We start from the raw sequence: 18,099 nt of genomic DNA, 5'->3' as shown, positions 1-18,099 counted from the left end.
GGGTTTGATTGCGTTTTTTTACAAAAGCCCATGGCAAGAATGTCTTCGCTCACTCTGCTAGCAAAATCTCGTAGTCAAAGAGTCCATTGCTAAAAATAACAATAGGATAGAGGTCATACATGAAACTTCGCCATTCTGTCGCCTGCTGCATGCTTGCCCTAGGCACGTTCACTGCGGCCCAAGCCATCGCTGCCGATGCGGTGAGCAATCAAGGATATTACCGCGCGCCAGCCCTGCACGATCAAACCTTAGTCTTTACCGCTGAAGGAGATTTATGGACTCAGACCTTAGGTCAAAAAGCGGCGACCCGCTTAACGAGTTTACCCGCAGAGGAGCTAGGTGCGACCATTTCAGCCGATGGCAAGTGGGTTGCTTACGTGGCTAATTATGAAGGCGCGAGCGAAGTGTATGTGATCCCGGTTGCCGGCGGTGTGGCCAAGCGGGTGAGTTTTGAGAATAGCCGTGTGCGGGTTCAAGGTTGGACCCCAAAAGGCGAGATTTTATATTCCACCGACAGTGGTTTTGGCCCCGCGAATAATTGGATGCTACGCAGCGTCGATCCTAAAACCCTCACGACCACTGATTTACCCTTAGCCGATGCGGTCGAAGGTGTGATTGATGACCGCAACGAATATGTGTATTTCACCCGCTTTGGCCTGCAAGTCACCGGCGATAACACCAAAGTGTACCGTGGCGGCGCAAAGGGCGAGTTATGGCGCTTTAAACTTGGTAGCAAAACCGAAGCCCAGTTGCTCAGCGGCCAGCACGATGGTTCAGTGCGTCAACCTATGCTATGGCAAGACAGACTCTATTTTATCAGCGACAGTGATGGTAACGACAACCTCTGGTCGATGGCGCTCGATGGTTCAGATGCAAAACAGTTGACCCAATTTAAAGATTGGCAAGTCCGCGGCGCGCAGATGGATCAAGGCAAAGTGGTCTTCCAGCAGGGTGCAGATATCCATGTATTTGATATCGCCGCCGCTAAAGACGCATTACTCAATATCGAACTCACGTCCGATTTTGCCCAGCGCCGTGAGCACTGGGTGAAAGATCCTATGGATTATGCCTCCTCCACCGATTTAGCACTTGCTGGCGATAAAGTGGTGATCACCGCCCGCAGCCATGTGGCAATTGCGGGTGTTGATGGCTCGCGCTTAGTTCAAGTTGCGCTGCCAGGGACTTATCGCGTGAGAGAAGCGATATTGAGTCAAGATGGCAAGTCTGTTTATGCGATTAGCGACATGACAGGTCAGCAGGAAATTTGGCAATTCCCCGCCGATGGCAGCAGTGGCGCTAAGCAGCTGACGAAAGACGGTCATACCTTAAGAATGAGCCTGAATCTGTCCAGTGACGGTCGATTTATCGCCCACGACGATAATGATGGTAATGTTTGGCTGCTCGACTTAAAGAAAAATACCAATCAAAAAATCATCACTAACGGTGAGGGACTTGGGCCTTACGCCGATATCCGCTGGTCCGGAGACAGCCGTTTTATCGCATTAACTAAGTCGGAAATTGGTAAACAAAGACCGCAAATTGTCCTTTACTCTGTGGATGAAAATAAGGCCGAGACGCTCACCAGCGATAAGTACGAATCCTATTCGCCAACCTTTAGCTGTGACGGCCAGTGGCTATATTTCCTGTCAAATCGCCAATTTAGCGCCACGCCAAGTTCACCTTGGGGCGATAGAAACATGGGCCCAGTGTTTGATAAACGCAGCCAAATTTTTGCCATCGCCTTAGTTAGCAATGCCAAATTTCCCTTTAGTAAGCCCAATGAACTCAGTGTTAACCAAGCCGACAAAACCGATGCTAAAGATAAGCCGGAACCGGTGAAAATTGATTGGTCAGGTATTTCGCAGCGCTTATGGCAAGTACCTGTCGATTCAGGCAATTACAGTGAACTGCGCGCCGTCGATGGCAGGCTATATGTGCTCGACCAAGCGATGGGTGATGATGCTGAACCGAGTCTGATGACCATCAAGTTTGATCCTTTGAGTCCGAAAGCCGAGGTTTTTGCCGAGGATATTGGCCATTATGCGGTTTCTGCCGATGGCAAAAAGCTGATGCTGCGTAAGTTCAGCAATGACAAGGCGCTGATGATTGTTGACGGTGGCGATAAGCTAGGCGATACGGATAATGCCAAAGTGCAAACGGATCAATGGCAATTAGCGATTTCTCCCCAGCTTGAATGGCAACAAATGTTTGAAGATGCTTGGTTGATGCACAGAGAATCTTTCTTCGATAAGAAGATGCGCGGCCTCGATTGGCAAGCGACCAAAGTTAAGTATCAACCTTTGCTTGACCGCCTGACTGACCGTAACGAACTGAACGATATCTTCATGCAAATGATGGGCGAATTGGATTCTTTGCACTCACAGGTTCGCGGCGGTGATTTACCCAAAGATCCCGATGCGGCTAAAGCAGCTAGCCTAGGTGCGCGCCTACAGCAAACTGCAGATGGCGTTAAAATTGCGCATATTTACAGTAACGATCCTGAGTTGCCAGCTAACGCTTCACCGTTAAATCGTATCGAAGTCGATGCCAAAGAAGGCGATGTGTTGTTAGCTATCAATGGCACGCCAGTGGCGAACGTGGCTGATGTCACGCGTTTATTGCGCAATCAACAGGACAAGCAAGTATTGCTGCAACTTAAGCGTGGCAGCCAAACCCATAAAACCATTGTTATGCCCGTTAGCGCTATGGTGGATGGCCAATTACGTTATTTAGATTGGGTGAGCCATAACGCGGCAGTGGTCGAGGATGCTAGTAAGGGCAAGATTGGTTATTTGCACTTATATGCCATGGGCGGCGGCGATATTGAAAGTTTCGCCCGTGAGTTTTATACCAATTACGATAAAGACGGTTTGATTATCGACGTTCGCCGCAATCGCGGCGGCAATATCGACAGTTGGATTATCGAGAAGTTATTACGCCGCGCTTGGGCGTTTTGGCAACCGACTCACGGCACACCAAACACCAATATGCAGCAAACCTTCCGTGGCCATTTAGTGGTGTTAACCGATGAACTGACCTATTCCGACGGTGAAACCTTCTCAGCGGGAATTAAAGCGCTGGGTATTGCGCCGCTAATTGGTAAACAAACGGCAGGCGCGGGCGTGTGGTTATCTGGGCGAAATTCGCTGACCGATAAAGGTATGGCGCGAGTGGCCGAGTATCCACAGTATGCAATGGATGGTCGCTGGGTGCTGGAAGGACATGGCGTAACGCCGGATATTGAAGTCGATAACTTACCTTTCGCCACCTTTAACGGTAAAGATGCACAGCTTGAGACTGCGATAAGCTATTTGAAAGATGAGTTGGTTAAGCAGCCCGTTCCAGCCTTAAAAGCGCAACCTCTGCCTGCAAAAGGAATGGCACAGGATATAAAAGCTAAGTAATTGATATTTAAATTCAGTATTTAACTAAAATTTAAGGTAGCTCAGTTAGCATAGTCGCGTACAAAGTTAGGGTGTTGTCTCTTAGTTCCCGAGACAACACCCATTTTTATGCCCATTCATTAATATTCTTACTCGTTTCTGCGTAGATCTGCATAGTGTTCACTTGCTGTTGTTGGGCAATGTGATTAACTGTTATCGCTCTCGCGTCTTCGTTATGGCTTAGGTAATAGGCCGTTGGCGCCGAAATCCCTTGGCTTGTTCCTGTCGCTATAGTGGTTGAATGTGCATCTTTTAACTCCAACAGTTGGCACTAATTTAGCCATCGTACGGTTTAAAAGCTGGACATGAGCTGAACCATAGAAAAGGTTTCGGGGATGCGCATGGTAAGACTCTGTGTGGGGGGGCGACGGTGATTCGGTGATGACAATGAGTCAGACTGGTAATGATCTGCGGTGTGGCAATAAAAAAGCCCGCTTAGGAATCCATTAGCGGGCCGTAGACATCAGCACAAATCTTAAAATTTGATATGGATATCTGTCGCTAAACTATTGGCGACAAAGCAATTTACATGTGCTTTTTCGTGAATTTTCTCAAGGGTTTCTTGGCTGACTTCAACCCCTTCGGCAAACATGACCTTAGGATTCAGCACCATCTTAGTCACGGCCAACTTGCCCGCGTCGTTTTTACCCAGCTCTGCAGTGGCATTGTCCACATAGGACGTCACAGGTAAGCGCTTAAGATGTGCAATCGCGAGAAAGGTCAACATATGGCATGAGGATAACGCCGCCAGCAGGCTTTCCTCAGGGTTTACATTCTGCCCATTGCCTTTGTATTCCGGCGCCGACGAGGCTTGAATCGTCTGGCCACTGCCAAATGTAATGCTGTGGTCTCGACAAAATTCGCCTTCTTCGGCGGGCGAGGTTTGCCAGTTAACCGTTAAGTTAAAGCCCATTATTTTCTCCTATCTGAAGGACATCAGGGCACTATAGCCTAGCGGTGCGCACTTAGCCATGACCTGTGGCCCAGTGCGGCAAGAAGTTATAGCTTAGTGCTACAGAAGTTATAGCCCAGCACTCAGGAATAAACTGCTTGTGAGTACGCTACCAGCCACGATACCAATCGGTAAATGGCGTGGACTGTAGCTTAACGTCAGTATGACCAGCATGGCCGCGAGGGAAATGATCCCCATAAACAAAATGCTACCGTAGGCCCAGCCTTGATCGCTCGCGCAGGCACTTAAGCTAAATGCCAGTAATAACCAAGCAAACAAGGTGAGTAAATGGCTTTGCCATTGTGCTGGTGGACGGTTAAACACATCCTTAAAATGGCCAAACTTAGCTAAGGCGAATAGGGCCAGTGAGAGATAACTTAAGCCTAAGATCCCAAGTACAGGGATAAATTCTGGCATCATGATTTGGCTTCCTCCAATGAAGACGGCGAGGTAAGTTCGTTGGCTAGGGATGTTTGTGGCTCGCTGCGGCGTGCTTTATTCGCCTTGGTATTCGGCGCATTGAATGCGGGTCTTGCTGGGCGCTTGGCTGGGGCTTTAGCAATTAAAGTTAATCTTTTGCTGGCAAATAGCATAGCGCCGCCAAGTAGAATGGCGAGCACGTCAAATCCGACTAAAGGCCATTGATGGGATTGGATATTATCGATGAGATTGCTCGGCGATGTGAAGGCATTAAGCACGGGCAGTGCACAGCACAAACTGCCTGTGATTATCAATGCTGCTTGCCACTGGCGACGTGAACGACCAAAAAAAGCCCACACTCCCATTGCCGCTAACGCGATAAAGAAGCAGTGAACTTCCCATTCGGAGCGGCCTGCAAAACTTGCCGATAGCAGACGGTTTGCGTAAAAGAAGCTCACAGCGCCTAAGGGTAATCCTAAGATAAACATGAAGTTTAACCCTTCGACGAGACGTAATCCCAAGCTTGGTTTCTCGCCTTTATCTATAGCTTTCTGTTGTTTTTGACGTAGGCGAATGGCCCACATCAAGGTGCCTGTAGCGACCATAGCGCAACCTAATAAGCCGCAGAAAAAGAATAATATTCGTAATAGTGGGGCGGCAAAACGCGCCGTGTGTAGCGACATCATAGTGTCGTAGGTGACTGACGCCCCCGAGGCTTCATGCGGGCTGGCATACTTAAGCTCACCATTGACCCCGTTAAATATCAAAATGTTGGCCTCATCGGTCACATCTTTACCTGTGTTTTGGTAAAAGGTCACTTGGCTATTTTGATCGTTAGGGTATGACACTATCACTTGCTTAATTGGCGCATCGCCCCAAGCGGCTTGCACCTGCGGCAGTAATTGACTCAGCTGCACCTGTGGCGCGCTAATCCCCGTGGCTTTCTCGGTTTGTCTGGCGGGGTTTAGCTCTTTTAAAAAGGCTTGGTTGTCACCCGAATAGGCGGTATCCACCGTCCACGGAATATAGATCAACATTAGGGTGATAAGCCCGGTATAAGTGATCATCAGATGGTAGGGCAGGGCGATGACAGAGCTCACATTGTGCGCATCTAACCAAGAGCGGGCGCCCTTGTCGCGTCTAAAGCTGAACATATCCTTGAAGATCCGCTTGTGGATCACTATGCCGCTGATAAGGGCAATTAGCATAAACATAGTGCAAACACCGACGATATATCGGGCCGTAATCGCGGACATATAATGCAAGTCAAAGTGCAGACGATAGAAGAAATCACCGCCGCGACTTGCGCGCACTTCTGAGATCATGCCGCTGCCATCGGCGAGGGCGACATGTTCTTCAGTCTTGCCGCGACGCTGACCTTTTTCTGGTGGCAGTTGCCAACTAACACTTTGAAAGGGTTTACGTTCGGTCGGAAAACCTATCATCCAGCGCTGCGCCGATTCGGGCGAATGCGCTGCGATATAATCTTGGCCTTTATCCAGCTGATTTGCGAGCGTATCGGCTTGATAGTCTTGATAAACCCCTTGGTGTAATTCGGGTTCGTTCCACAGGCTGATTTCATGGCGGAAATAGCTCAAGCTACCCGCAAAAAAGATCAACAATAACACCCAACACACGAGCAAACCTGCCCAAGTATGTAGCCAAGATAAGGTTCTAAAAAATGTCTCTTTCATCTTACTGTCCGCACACCTGAATTAACCCAAAACATAACAAACTCACTAGGCCTAAATCTCGCCATGCATGCCAGGTTTTACGTACACAAAAGGCGTAAATAATGGCAACGGCATAAAACAGAAAAGCCAACATATTGGCCGTTATTGTGCTTTCGAAGCGGGGCATTGGTAGCACGACTGTCAGCAGGCAAGCCAAGGTAGCCGCCGCAATATAACCCGCCAGCAGTGCGGCGCTCGCGCGGGCAAAGACTTTGAAGGCAAACTGCGATTGCTCTTGCTTAAACCATCGCGCAATTTGCATAATCCCCAGTGAAATCAGTGAGAAAGAGCGCGTTTGCACTGCAGATGATTGCGTTGACGTTTTAAACGCGGGTGTATTAGACATAAGTGCCACTTCTCATTTCGAGCCAATATGGGTCCGTTATGGCTATCCGTTACGGTTAATTCTGCAACGTGCGCTTAAGCTTTCTGGTTTAACGGCAGAAGACTCGGCTTAACGGTGAATGCATTTCTATTAACAGGGGATAGCTAACCGCGAGAAGTATAACTTAGTTAATTCAAATGATAAACGATATCATTTAGATTCGAATGTAAATATGTGATCTTGGGCTGATCCGCTTTAATCGATGTAGAAGTAACGAGTGCTTCGTCACAGTTGTTTGTTTTAATTTATTATTGTGTGTCTAGTGGTTACTGCTTGTTTAGCGTTAGGTTAATTTTTGTGCTGTCAATGTGAGCTTTATCAATTTTGATGTACTGAGGTTTTGGCAGAATGCTCGTTATCTTTTTTACCGAGACCTAGCCTGATAACCCTATGCATAAAAATTCTAAGAATGGTGAAACACACCTGTCAGATAATGCGATTTTACTCTCCACGACGGATTTGAAGGGAAACATCAAATATGTGAATCAGACTTTTTCGCAGATTAGCGAGTTTAGTGCTGCTGAGTTGCAAGGGAATCCCCATAACATAGTGCGTCATCAAGATATGCCAGCGGCTGCGTTTAAGATCCTTTGGGAGCGAATTAAGCAGGGTAAACCTTGGATGGGTATCGTTAAAAATCGCACTAAAAATGGCGGTTATTACTGGGTAAATGCCTATGTCGCACCTGTGTATGAAGACGGTAAAATTCACGAATATCAATCTGTTCGCCGTCAAGCGACCCCTGAGCAGATTAAAGCTGCCGAGCGTATTTACAGCGATATAAATCAGGGCAAGCAACCTAAAGCATTGCGCAAAGATAGGCTAGGTTTCAGTGGTAAGATACTGCTGGCCATGCTGATTTCGATTATGACTACGACGATGATTGCCAGTTATTCTCCCATTGTTGCTGCGATTGCGGGGGTGACGGTAGCGTGCCTAGCATGGTATTACCTGATGCAGCCGCTGCAAAAGCTCGTTTCTATGGCGACCAACATTATTGACGATCCTGTGGCGACGGGCGTGTATACCGGCCGCCAAGATGAGATTGGAAAATTGGATCTTGCTCTGCGCTTTTTGATCACCGAAATTGGTGGCGTTGTCGGGCGCATGGCGGATTCTGCCAGTGAAATCCAATCTCAAAGTGTCAATCTTAAACAAACCATTACCAACACTTGGGAGCACGCCGATAGCCAGAGTGAGCAAACGACGCAGGCTGCAACAGCGATGGAGCAGATGAGCGCCAGTTTTGCCGAAGTGACGGGCAATATTCACCGCACCGCCTCTGAAATGGTGTCGAGCCACGAGGCGGCGCAACGAGGGCATTCACGTTTAGAAACAGTGATAGAGGCGATTCATCAGTTGAGTGTGCAAGTGAGTCACTTTTCCGATGTGGTTCAAACGATTGAAGAAGATAGCCGTGCAATTCACCAAGTGCTTGAGGTGATACGTGCCATTGCCGATCAAACCAATCTGTTAGCTTTAAATGCGGCAATTGAAGCGGCGCGGGCAGGGGACAGTGGCCGCGGTTTTGCAGTGGTGGCCGATGAGGTCAGACAGTTATCGAGTCGTACTAGCCAATCCACCTCGCAAATCGAATTAATTGTTAGCCGCTTTAGGGAAAGTACTCAAAGGGCGACTTCGACTATGATGGCGGGACAAGAGCAGGTTAAACGTTCGGTCGGCTTAGCGCAGGAAGCCAGTGTTGCTTTTGGCGAGTTGCTTTCATCTATATCAAGGATTAACTCCTTAAGTGATGATAATGCCGCTGCGATGACCCAGCAGACCTCAGTGGCCGCTGAAATTAGCCGTGCTATCCATGTGATCAGCGATTTGGCTCAACAGAGTTTAGAGCAGACGCTCGATGCGGCGGCGCGGGGCGATCAAGTGTCGCGTTTATCGACCAAGACGCATCATCTGTCCCAGCAGTTTTGGCAGCAGAGCGTGCAACGTAAATATTAAGCGTATTTACCTTATGTCGTATTGGATTTTGTGATTGATTTATTATTAATGCCTGTTTATAAATCAATCACTTAATCGCATTTTTCTGGCGGTTTTATTTTCAACTTCTTGATGGCGGTCACATTTAGGAGATGCTAATACCTGAGTTGATCGAAATATTTGCCAATTCCCCTTGTGTTTTATCCTGCATGCCCCAAGCTCTAGTAGTGAAGCAAAAATAAAAGTAATGACATTAAAAGGGACAACCTATGAAAATAAATATTTCTGGTCACCACGTCGATGTTACTGATTCTATTAGAGAAGATGTTAACGAGAAATTTGCTAAGATCGCCACTCATTTTCCCTCTCTGATCGCACTGGATATCATTATTGCGAAAGAGCATGGCGAGTATCAGGTTGAAATTCGAACCAATTATGAAGGCAGCCGCATTTCCGCTTCGGGTACCGATGAGGTGATGTACCCAGCTATCAAGGCCGCATCGAAAAAATTAGATGCAGCACTTAAGCACCGTAAAGGTCAATTAAAAGCAGATTTACATGAAACCCCGAGCTGCACAACGCCAGCCATTGCCCATGAAATTATCCAAGAGATGGAGCTTCGTTAGGTTTTAATCATTACTCACCGCCTTAGGTGAGCACAAAAAGGGCCTTAACTGGCCCTTTTTGTTGGCTATGATTTTTTCCAGAATGCTAATGGGTTAAATCAACGCCAGTTGTAAGCCCTTGAGTACAGCTTGAGTGCGGTCTCGGCAATCGAGTTTAGTGAGTATGTTAGAGACATGATTTTTCACTGTGCCCTCGGCTAAAAATACCGCATTGGCGATTTCCTTGTTGGAGAATCCGCCCGCCATAAAACTGAGGATTTCCCGCTCCCGTTCCGACAATAATTCATTTCTAGTTACCCCAACGCTAGGTGCAGGTTTAGGCTCACTCATCTGTTTGAGTACCGAAGGCTCTATCAAGTAGCCGCCTTTGGCGACGGTTTCGATGGCGTGCAGTAACTTATCGAGTGACACGTCCTTGAGCAAAAAGCCGTTGGCTCCCGCCTGCAAACTATTGAGGAATAACTCACTGTCGTCGAAGGTGGTCAACATGATGACAGGTAAGCTATTGGCACTCTGGCGTATCTGTTTGAGCATGGCGATGCCATCAAGGTTTGGCATGCGGATATCACTGAGCAGCACATCGACAGGATTATTGGCGAGTTGGCTGAGTGCGTCTTGGCCGTCTTCAGCCTGCCACAACACGCGAATGTTGTTGGAAATGGCGAGCAGGCTAGCGATACCTTGGCGAACCAATTGTTGATCTTCTACTAAGCCGACACTGATGATGTTGTTTTGCGTATCCATATAAATTCCAAAGCGTTTTTAGTAAAAAGTTAAGCGAGTGCTGGGAGGGTGAGTGTGAGTTGGCAGCCGGGCGCCAAGTCATTCGCCCTTAGCTGCACCTTGCCATTAAAAGGTTGCAGTCTTTCCTGCATGCCGCTAAGCCCTGTGCCGAACTGTCCTGTACCGTTTAGCTCTGTGCCGTTTTTAGCTGATACGTTTCGTGCGGTTCCCCGTGTTAGCCCCATGCCGTTGTCGCTCAGTTGCAATACCAATGCGTTTTGGGAGTCTTCCATGCTTAGTTGCAGTTGATTCGCCTTGCCGTGGCGCACGGCGTTGCTGATGCCTTCTTGTAGCACTAACAGCAGGGCTTGAGTCAGTTCGGCTGATTGCAGTGGTTTCATCGCATTGCAGGTGAGAGTGACGCTGGGTAAGCGGGTCATCAACGCCTCTAGAGGGGGGACTAAATCCAATCCGACTTGCACTCTTTGCGCCCTTACGACGGCGCGAATACTTTCAAGTAGCTCTTTGGCTAAGGATTTACTTTGGTTAACTTGAGGTTTGAGGTCTTCGGGCGCTTTATGACTCAGTACTTCTAATTGCAGAGAGAGTGCTGTGAGCTGGTGGCCGAGAATGTCGTGCAAATCGCGGGAGATCCGCAATCTTTCCTGCTGTTCGCTGGCTTGGCTAAGTAGGGCGCGAGTGGCGATGAGCTGTTGGTTTAGTTGTTCTTGTATCAAGCGAGATTTACGCTCGGAAAGCCTTGCTTGGCTGCTGCTGTAGGCAAAGAGTTGAAAGCCAAGATAAATCAAAATATTGAACACATTGCTTTGTTCATGCCAATGCCATTGCAGCAGCGCGTAATAAAGAAGGTTGGCTAACAGTAACTGCGAAATAGCTTGGCGGCGATTAAAAAACTCAGGCAAGAGTGATGCCCAAATAACGAAGAGGATCGGCAGCAATGCATGGTTTGCTGTGAGCAATAAGCTCAACACAATCAACGGCATTGCTAGTGTGGCAAGGCGACGAAACCGCATATTGTTATGCGCCACTTTATCGGTAGCGATCAGTATAAATGGCACTAAATACAGCCCATAAAGCGTGGCATTGAGCATGCCTTGCCATGTATGCAATGCGGCTTGGTTTATCCCAACCCAAGCCACTAATGCCCAAGTGAGCACTCCTGCGGCAATTAACATGCTCTCTTCTTTTGCTAATCGATTTTCTAGCACGAATGACGATTCCTTAATCCAATTCTGCCGACCATTCTAAGGTATCAGCGTCAGATGTCACTATGCCAAAAGTCATCTTGTTAAAATCTTGTTTCATGACTTTTGGCACCTGTTTTTAGTCCTGTGATTTTTTAAGCTAACTCCATCGCAGTTACTTATCAGCGCAAATAACAGGAGTAAGATATGAAACACGTGAACTTAACGATGACAACAACTCTGATTCGCCGAGCAAATATGACCAAAAGGACGTTATCAGCGATTTGGGGCGCAGGCTTAGCTTGCTTGCTCTTGTCGGCAGGAAGTGTATCGGCAGGAAGCATGTCAGCTGAGATCCAGGCACATACCCTGACTGTGGATATCGATAATATTCAAGTACAAACCGGCGCCTTAATGGTTGAGCTTTACGCTAATGCCGAGGATTACGCCGCAGGCCACAATCCTAGCGCATCTATGATAAAGCCCGTCACTAAGACAGAGCACAGACTGGTATTTAGCGATCTCGCCGATGGTCAATATGCGGTCAAGGTCTTTCATGATGAAAACGGCAACCACAGCTTAGATACCAATATGTTAGGAGTGCCGAGTGAAGGCTATGGTTTTAGCAATAACGCCGGCAGTTTTGGACCTGCGAGCTTTAAAGACGCCAGCTTTAGTTTGCAGGCCGATGCGCAAATCACGATACATATTCGCTAAGGGAGGGCTGCACCATGGATAGACGTCAATTTCTAGCAGGCTCTGCCGCCCTAATGACGACTGCTGTTTGGCCTAGTTCAGTGGATAAATTACTGGCACTGGATAACGCACAAGCGGTCGCCCGTGAGCCATGGGCCATAGGTTTTAGCGGGGCGGAAGGCGACTATCAGCCACTCACTATGCAGGTTTCGGGCGAGTGGCCAGCGCAATTGAGCGGCAATCTATATCGTAATGGGCCTGCAAAAATGTCTCGGGCAGGTAAGGCATATCAGCATTGGTTCGATGGCGATGGCATGGTGCAGCAGTTTAGTGTGGCCAATGGGCAAATTCAGCATCAGGCTAAGTTTATCCAAACAAAGAAGTTTAAAGTGGAGGAGGCCGCTGGCGCATTTAAGTACACCACCGCAGGCACAGTGATCCCCAATGCTTTACCCATTCGAAATAACGATGACTTGAATGTGGCTAACACCAGTTTATTACCGCGCCACGGCGAGTTGCTTGCCTTGTGGGAAGCGGGTTCACCCTATCGACTCGATGCGCAGACCTTAACTACGCTCGGCGTTAAAAGCTTTGGCGACAAGTTTAAGGGCTTACCCTTTTCCGCCCATCCACTCGATGATGGACAAGGTGGACTGTGGAATTTTGGCGTCTGGTATGTCGGCGGCGAGAAGCAATTACTTGTGTATCAAGTGGCAGCCGATGACAGCATTGCCAGAATGGAAGTGATTGAATTACCGCAGGCGAGTTATTTACATGCCTTCGCGCAGAGTGAAAATAAGCTAGTGTTTTATATTTCATCCTGCGTGTATGAAGAGGGCGAAACTTATATCGATGCTTTTAAATGGCGCCCCGAATTGCCATCGCAATTACTGGTTATCGACAAAGCCGACTTTAAAGCGCGCCAGTTACACCCGCTGCCTGCTGGATTTGTGTTTCACTTTGGTCAAGCCATTGAGAAGAATGGCGAACTTTCAGTACAACTTTGCCTCTATCCCAATTCGGCGATTTTTACTCAAGGGATGAAAGGGTTACTGACGGGCGCCCGAAAAACAAAAACACCCCATGCCGAGTTAGTGACGATCACTGTACCGCTGACTGCAACACTTACAGCAGCTAGCAAAACGCAGTTTGCAAAGACCTTGCCTTCCTCTGCACGTATTAACCGCAGCGGCGTGATGATGGAGTTTCCCCAGTTTGCGCAGCACACTATGAGTAACAAAGAGTCTGCACAGCAAACGAGCAATGCCGAAAAGCTTGCAGAGAAAACGGGTGGGGCATCAGAGTTTGTTCCGCTATTTGGCGTCGGAGCAAGATCAGATTCGGCTGCTAATTCTGGTTCCAATTCTACCTTTAAATATGAAGCCGAATCTGAATCAGGACTGAGTAATACTCTGTATTGTATTCATAATGCAAAAGACAGCAGCCAGCACGGTACGGATGCACTTGGCGACGCGAGCTATAGCGCGTTTTATCTTGGCAAAGGCAAGATTGCCGAAGAGCCGCTCTATATCCCCGCCACTGAGCAGCATGAAGCCTATTTGTTGATGACTTGGCTCGATTACCACAATGCACAATCTGGCTTGTCTTTGTTTCGTGCCAGCGACATCAGTGCGGGACCCATTGCTTCGGCTCATATGAACAGGGTATTGCCGTTAGGGTTTCACGGTTGTTTCATTAACGCTTAATATGTTGACCTATAAAAAAACGCAGCCAAGGGCTGCGTTTTATTTCAGGCGAAAGCGGTGCTTAGTCTTCAATTTCCGCATTGTGATAGACGTTTTGTACGTCGTCACAATCTTCTAAAGCGGCGATAAACTTTTCAAACATAGCCACATCTTCACCTTCAACTTTAGTCATGTCCTGCGGTACGAAGGTGATGTTGTCGAATTCGAAGTTAACTTCTGGCATCGCTTCGGTCAGTGCAGTTTTGACCTTAAAGTACTCAGTGTGCGGCGCGTAAACTGTGATTAAGCCATCTTCCAGCTCTACATCGCTCACATCAACGTCAGCCATCATCAGCAGCTCTAAAATTGCATCTTCGTCATCGCCCGCAAACACGAATACGGCTTGATGATCAAACATGTGGCCAACAGTGCCTGGGCCGCCGAGTTTGGCATCGTTCTTCACGAAGGCTTGACGCACTTCAGTGAAGGTACGTTTTACGTTATCGGTTAGGCAGTCAACAATAACCATGCAGTTGCCAGGACCAAAACCTTCGTAACGGGCGGTATCATAATCTTCACCGCCGCCGCCTTTGGCTTTTTCGATTGCGCGTTCAATAACATGCGCTGGCACTTGGTCTTTCTTAGCGCGTTCAATCAAGCGACGCAGTGATAAGTTTCCATCGGGCTCAACGCCGCCTTGCTTAGCGACGACGTAAATCTCTTTACCGTAGCGTGAATAAATGCGGGTTTTTTGACCGGCTGTTTTCGCCATGGATTCTTTCTTGTTTTGATATGCTCTGCCCATCTTGATCTCGTTAGCTCAAAAAAATTGCGCCGATATTAGCAGTTTTCTTGGCATAAGTGCAGTCGTCCCTATGTGATTTATTACCGAGAAGGCGACGGGGCACGCATTTCAGGGCAAAGTTGGCTTTTTCAGATGGGGTAAACTTGAGAATGGACTAAGACTAAATCACGCGAAATTAATACTAATGTCTAATGCCATACACACGCGAGACTGTTGATGATAGCTAGCTGCTACTTTGTTTATCTAGCGAGATAAATTTTCTAGCTTATTCAGAGAAATAGACTAAAACTATAAATCTTGAGCGTTATCATGGTGAGTCCTTCCTAGTCAGTTGTAATCGATAGCGGCTGAACGAGGGCTAATGATTCGACTTTTAGCATTTCCCTTTCATTTTTACCTTGCTCAGTTACGGGAAGTATATGGAAATACAGCACAAAGTTTTAATTTTCATCAGTTTCATGCTGATTACTCTGGGAAGTTTATTGCTCGAGGGACTGCATCTTCCGAGCATTGTGCAGGCGCTGATCTTGGGCGCAATCACCTCTGGCTCAGTGGTGTGGGTGTGTTTGCGCGCAACTAAGGCTAAGCTCGACACCGATGAGGCAAATACTAAGGCATTAAAAGATCAAAGCCTTCCCGCCCATGATATCAGTGTGCAAACCAGTAAAATTGCTATTGGTTCGGCTGAAGTGTCACATTTTATTGATTTACTGAACAAATCCATTGAATCAAATGGCGAGCATGCTAGCGCTATTGCCGTTGCCGCGGGGCAATTGAGCCATACTACGGCCCAACTTGGCGATAATGCCGCCGATATTTTAGGTCAGGCACAAGAGGCCGAGCGTGTTAGCGTGCAGGGGCGTAGCCAAGCCCAAAAAGGTGTAGCGGCCATTCGCTCGCTGAGTACAGATATTGATACCGCCGCCGAGCAAGTACAGTCGCTTAAGTCGCGAGCCGAAGAAATCCAAAAAATTACCGAAGTGATTAACTCTGTTGCAGAACAAACGAATTTGTTGGCGTTAAATGCGGCCATCGAAGCAGCTCGTGCGGGAGAGCAGGGTCGAGGTTTTGCTGTCGTTGCTGACGAAGTACGCAGCCTTGCGGGTAAAACCGCGGGTGCGACCCAAGATATCGGTAAGATGTTATTAGAAATCCGCAGCGAAACCGATAAAACCTCTGGACTGATGGAAAGGGTCGTAACGCAAACCGCCGATGTGGTCACCGCCATGGGTGAGTTAGATGCGCACTTCACCGAGATTTCGGCCTCAGTGACCCAATCGGCCCATGCGTTAGGTGACATGGAAGATTCGCTCAAACAATATAACAATACCACTAATGACATTAGCCGCTCGGTGACTCAAATCCGTGATTCGTTAAATTTAACCGGTAAACAGAGTCATAGCGTATCCGAGCAGGCCTTTACCTTATCTTTGACCACTGAGGGGATTTTTAAAGCGCTGTCTAAATGGGATACACAAACCTTCGATCAGCAAGTTTTGCAATTGGCTAATGCCGCCGCTAAAGCCTGTGGTGACAAGTTAGCACAAGGTTTAGCCAGCGGCAGTTTTAGTGAGACGGATTTGTTTAATCCTAAATACCAACCTATTGCCAATACTCAGCCACAAAAATACAGCACAGCTTTCGATCGTTATACCGATCAGCATTTTCCAACGATTCAAGAACCCATTCTGGCAAAACACAGCGAAATAATCTATGCGGGAGCCGTTGATAAAAAAGGTTATTTCCCGACTCATAACAAACGCTTTAGCCAAGCACTGACGGGTAAGGTCGAAGTTGATATGGTGCATAATCGAACCAAACGTTTGTTTAATGATCCGACAGGCATCCGCTGCGGCGCTCATACCGAGCCTGTATTACTGCAAACCTACAAGCGGGATACGGGCGAAGTGATGCACGACTTGTCAGTGCCCATTTTTGTGAATGGTAAACATTGGGGCGGATTTAGGGTGGGATTTAAGGCTAAGTAAATAAGTCATCACATTTAGGTTATTTACTCTAAAAAATGCATAAAAACGCACCTTGGGATGTATTGCATATGTGATCCTTGATGAGTAATTGATTAACATAATAGAAATAGATTGGCATCTTTTTGCTGAAGTGCTTAAATAGCTCAAGATGCACAGTTAAATACAGTGTTGTGCACCATAATAAAAATATAAAAATTAAATAAGACCTTAATCATTTGATTTAAAAGTGTTTAAAATATCTTTGGGGATATTTTAATTGGTAGAGGACAGGGAGCTCTCTTGCGACGTAAAACAACGCAGCAGACGCTGCTTAATGTGAGTTAAATGTGATGCAAGCAAATCAAGCGACTGTTACTGTTCTATATTATGATGCGCCCGTAGGGCTAATTATGCACAATGCTGTGCTAGCTAATTTGCCTGTGAGTGAAGCTGGGCGTGTGATGATACCGGCAAGTTTTCGTAAGGGAAAATCGATCATTGCCGTACTCGAAGGTGAGTGTAAGATACTCAACTCATTGGGCGAGCGGGTGTTTGCTCAGGTTAACTTAGGCTGAAATGAGACAAGTATTCAATAACTTGCCATTCAAAAGTAGTCATATTTGGGACGCATAATAGCCTTGCAAAAATAGTCGTCCCGATCTTCCAAGCAATACTTCTTTTACTCTTTTTATAATGTAGGAACTATTCACTGCCCTTCACTGGCTTGCATGGCGATAGCTTCTAAAACGTCAAACTCAATAACTGATCCTCAATAGCTCAACACTCAACGACATCTGAGCGATTACCCACTAAGCATTGGTATTCCCAGTGTCGATTTAGTCGCCCAGAGATTTGTCATTGAGCCGATTAACTGGTTTTAATGGCAGACTTCAGTCAGCAAGCGTTCGGCAAGATGCTGCAGGGTTTCGGCATCTGGATGTGTATGTGCGAAGGTTCTTAAACCATAAATTCCCATCATAAAATATTGGGCTCTTTGCTCGTCGCTACGGTGGCCTTGTAACAATCCTTGCTGGGCTGCGCGCGTAAATTGTTGCGTTAGCGCTTGCTGCCAAGATTGCAGATACTGATTGATGATATCTCTAATCTCAACATCTTGCTCAGCCACTTCATTTAATGCCTTGGTCAGTAAACAAGCTTGGGCACTGTCGCAACTCAAACATTCAGCAACAATATGATTTAAATAATTTTTTAAGTTTGTTTGCACATTTTCGCTATTAGCGAATAGGCTGTTGAACTGCGCATTTCTGTCGAGTTGATATTGCTCGATGGCTGCGATTAATAAGCCGCGTTTATTGGTAAAAGCACAGTAAATCGACCCCGGATGTAATCCCGTGGCTTGAGTTAGATCTTGCATGCTCGTTTTGGTGTAACCCTTGTGCATGAAGGCGGCCATAGCGCCACGAAGTACCTGTTCTCGGTCGAACTCTGCATTACGCATCGAATTTAATTCACTTGTATAGAAACGCTTAGGCTGAATTCTACCTAATGTTGAACGAACAT

The 18,099-nt window shown here is 47.2% G+C and carries 15 protein-coding genes and 1 pseudogene; 7 read left to right on the top strand and 9 right to left on the bottom strand.

All coding sequences use genetic code 11. The annotated features are described in order from the left end of the window. Positions 1-119: 119 nt before the first annotated feature. Positions 120-3,404: a S41 family peptidase gene (locus NE536_RS04095; protein WP_261271883.1), complete on the top strand. Its 3,285-nt coding sequence runs from the start codon at positions 120-122 to the stop codon at positions 3,402-3,404. A 106-nt stretch (positions 3,405-3,510) separates the two neighbouring features. On the opposite strand, the pseudogene NE536_RS04090 reads toward NE536_RS04095, so the two are convergent. The 5 genes and pseudogenes from NE536_RS04090 to NE536_RS04070 all read right to left on the bottom strand — a co-directional run. Further along, a pseudogene (locus NE536_RS04090) lies at positions 3,511-3,690 on the bottom strand (hypothetical protein); the annotation flags it as partial. A gap of 228 nt (positions 3,691-3,918) precedes the next feature. After that, positions 3,919-4,356, bottom strand: a complete 438-nt coding sequence (locus tag NE536_RS04085; RefSeq protein WP_261271882.1) for an OsmC family protein — start codon at positions 4,354-4,356, stop codon at positions 3,919-3,921. Between the two features lie 108 nt (positions 4,357-4,464). Further along, positions 4,465-4,815 (bottom strand): DUF3325 domain-containing protein, encoded by a 351-nt coding sequence (locus NE536_RS04080; RefSeq protein ID WP_261271881.1) that lies wholly within the window; start codon positions 4,813-4,815, stop codon positions 4,465-4,467. Further along, positions 4,812-6,509 carry a PepSY-associated TM helix domain-containing protein gene (locus NE536_RS04075; protein WP_261271880.1) on the bottom strand — a complete coding sequence of 566 codons (1,698 nt, stop codon included), beginning with the start codon at positions 6,507-6,509 and terminating at the stop codon, positions 4,812-4,814. Before NE536_RS04075 ends, NE536_RS04080 begins: the two co-directional genes overlap by 4 nt. A 1-nt stretch (position 6,510) precedes the next feature. Beyond that, the gene (locus NE536_RS04070; protein ID WP_261271879.1) at positions 6,511-6,894 is read right to left on the bottom strand and encodes a DUF3649 domain-containing protein; all 384 of its coding nucleotides are present in this window, start codon (positions 6,892-6,894) and stop codon (positions 6,511-6,513) included. A gap of 429 nt (positions 6,895-7,323) precedes the next feature. Between NE536_RS04070 and NE536_RS04065 the strand changes: the two genes are divergently transcribed. Next, positions 7,324-8,892, top strand: a complete 1,569-nt coding sequence (locus tag NE536_RS04065; protein WP_107948584.1) for a methyl-accepting chemotaxis protein — start codon at positions 7,324-7,326, stop codon at positions 8,890-8,892. Positions 8,893-9,140: 248 nt separating this feature from the next. Then, positions 9,141-9,497: a ribosome hibernation-promoting factor, HPF/YfiA family gene (hpf, locus tag NE536_RS04060; protein WP_006080817.1), complete on the top strand. Its 357-nt coding sequence runs from the start codon at positions 9,141-9,143 to the stop codon at positions 9,495-9,497. A gap of 93 nt (positions 9,498-9,590) precedes the next feature. Here hpf and NE536_RS04055 read toward each other — a convergent pair whose 3' ends face one another. Together NE536_RS04055 and NE536_RS04050 are read right to left on the bottom strand one after the other, a co-directional pair. After that, positions 9,591-10,241: a response regulator transcription factor gene (locus tag NE536_RS04055; protein WP_261271878.1), complete on the bottom strand. Its 651-nt coding sequence runs from the start codon at positions 10,239-10,241 to the stop codon at positions 9,591-9,593. Between the two features lie 29 nt (positions 10,242-10,270). Next, entirely contained in the window at positions 10,271-11,449 is a 1,179-nt protein-coding gene (locus NE536_RS04050) for a sensor histidine kinase (RefSeq protein ID WP_261271877.1), read from the bottom strand. Positions 11,450-11,683: 234 nt separating this feature from the next. Here NE536_RS04050 and NE536_RS04045 point away from each other — a divergent pair, with 234 nt between their 5' ends. Both NE536_RS04045 and NE536_RS04040 read left to right on the top strand, forming a co-directional pair. Continuing rightward, positions 11,684-12,142 (top strand): DUF2141 domain-containing protein, encoded by a 459-nt coding sequence (locus NE536_RS04045; RefSeq protein ID WP_261271876.1) that lies wholly within the window; start codon positions 11,684-11,686, stop codon positions 12,140-12,142. A gap of 14 nt (positions 12,143-12,156) precedes the next feature. Continuing rightward, on the top strand, positions 12,157-13,827 hold the full coding sequence (locus NE536_RS04040; RefSeq protein WP_261271875.1) for a carotenoid oxygenase family protein: 1,671 nt from the start codon (positions 12,157-12,159) through the stop codon (positions 13,825-13,827). A gap of 61 nt (positions 13,828-13,888) precedes the next feature. Here the strand turns inward: NE536_RS04040 and NE536_RS04035 are convergent, their stop codons facing one another. Further along, complete coding sequence (locus NE536_RS04035) at positions 13,889-14,611, bottom strand: YebC/PmpR family DNA-binding transcriptional regulator (RefSeq protein WP_006085103.1); 723 nt, start codon at positions 14,609-14,611, stop codon at positions 13,889-13,891. A 419-nt stretch (positions 14,612-15,030) separates the two neighbouring features. Between NE536_RS04035 and NE536_RS04030 the strand changes: the two genes are divergently transcribed. Together NE536_RS04030 and NE536_RS04025 are read left to right on the top strand one after the other, a co-directional pair. Beyond that, positions 15,031-16,599, top strand: a complete 1,569-nt coding sequence (locus NE536_RS04030) for a methyl-accepting chemotaxis protein (protein WP_261271874.1) — start codon at positions 15,031-15,033, stop codon at positions 16,597-16,599. A 329-nt stretch (positions 16,600-16,928) separates the two neighbouring features. Further along, positions 16,929-17,153, top strand: coding sequence for a TIGR02922 family protein (locus NE536_RS04025; protein ID WP_261271918.1), 225 nt, complete (start codon positions 16,929-16,931; stop codon positions 17,151-17,153). Positions 17,154-17,455: 302 nt separating this feature from the next. On the opposite strand, the gene NE536_RS04020 is transcribed toward NE536_RS04025, so the two are convergent. Further along, on the bottom strand, positions 17,456-18,037 hold the full coding sequence (locus tag NE536_RS04020; RefSeq protein WP_261271873.1) for a TetR/AcrR family transcriptional regulator: 582 nt from the start codon (positions 18,035-18,037) through the stop codon (positions 17,456-17,458). Between the last annotated feature and the right edge of the window lie 62 nt (positions 18,038-18,099).

It is taken from the genome of Shewanella septentrionalis (assembly GCF_025370265.1).
Taxonomy (GTDB): Bacteria; Pseudomonadota; Gammaproteobacteria; order Enterobacterales; family Shewanellaceae; genus Shewanella; species Shewanella hafniensis.
This window is presented reverse-complemented; position numbering and strand designations above follow the sequence as displayed.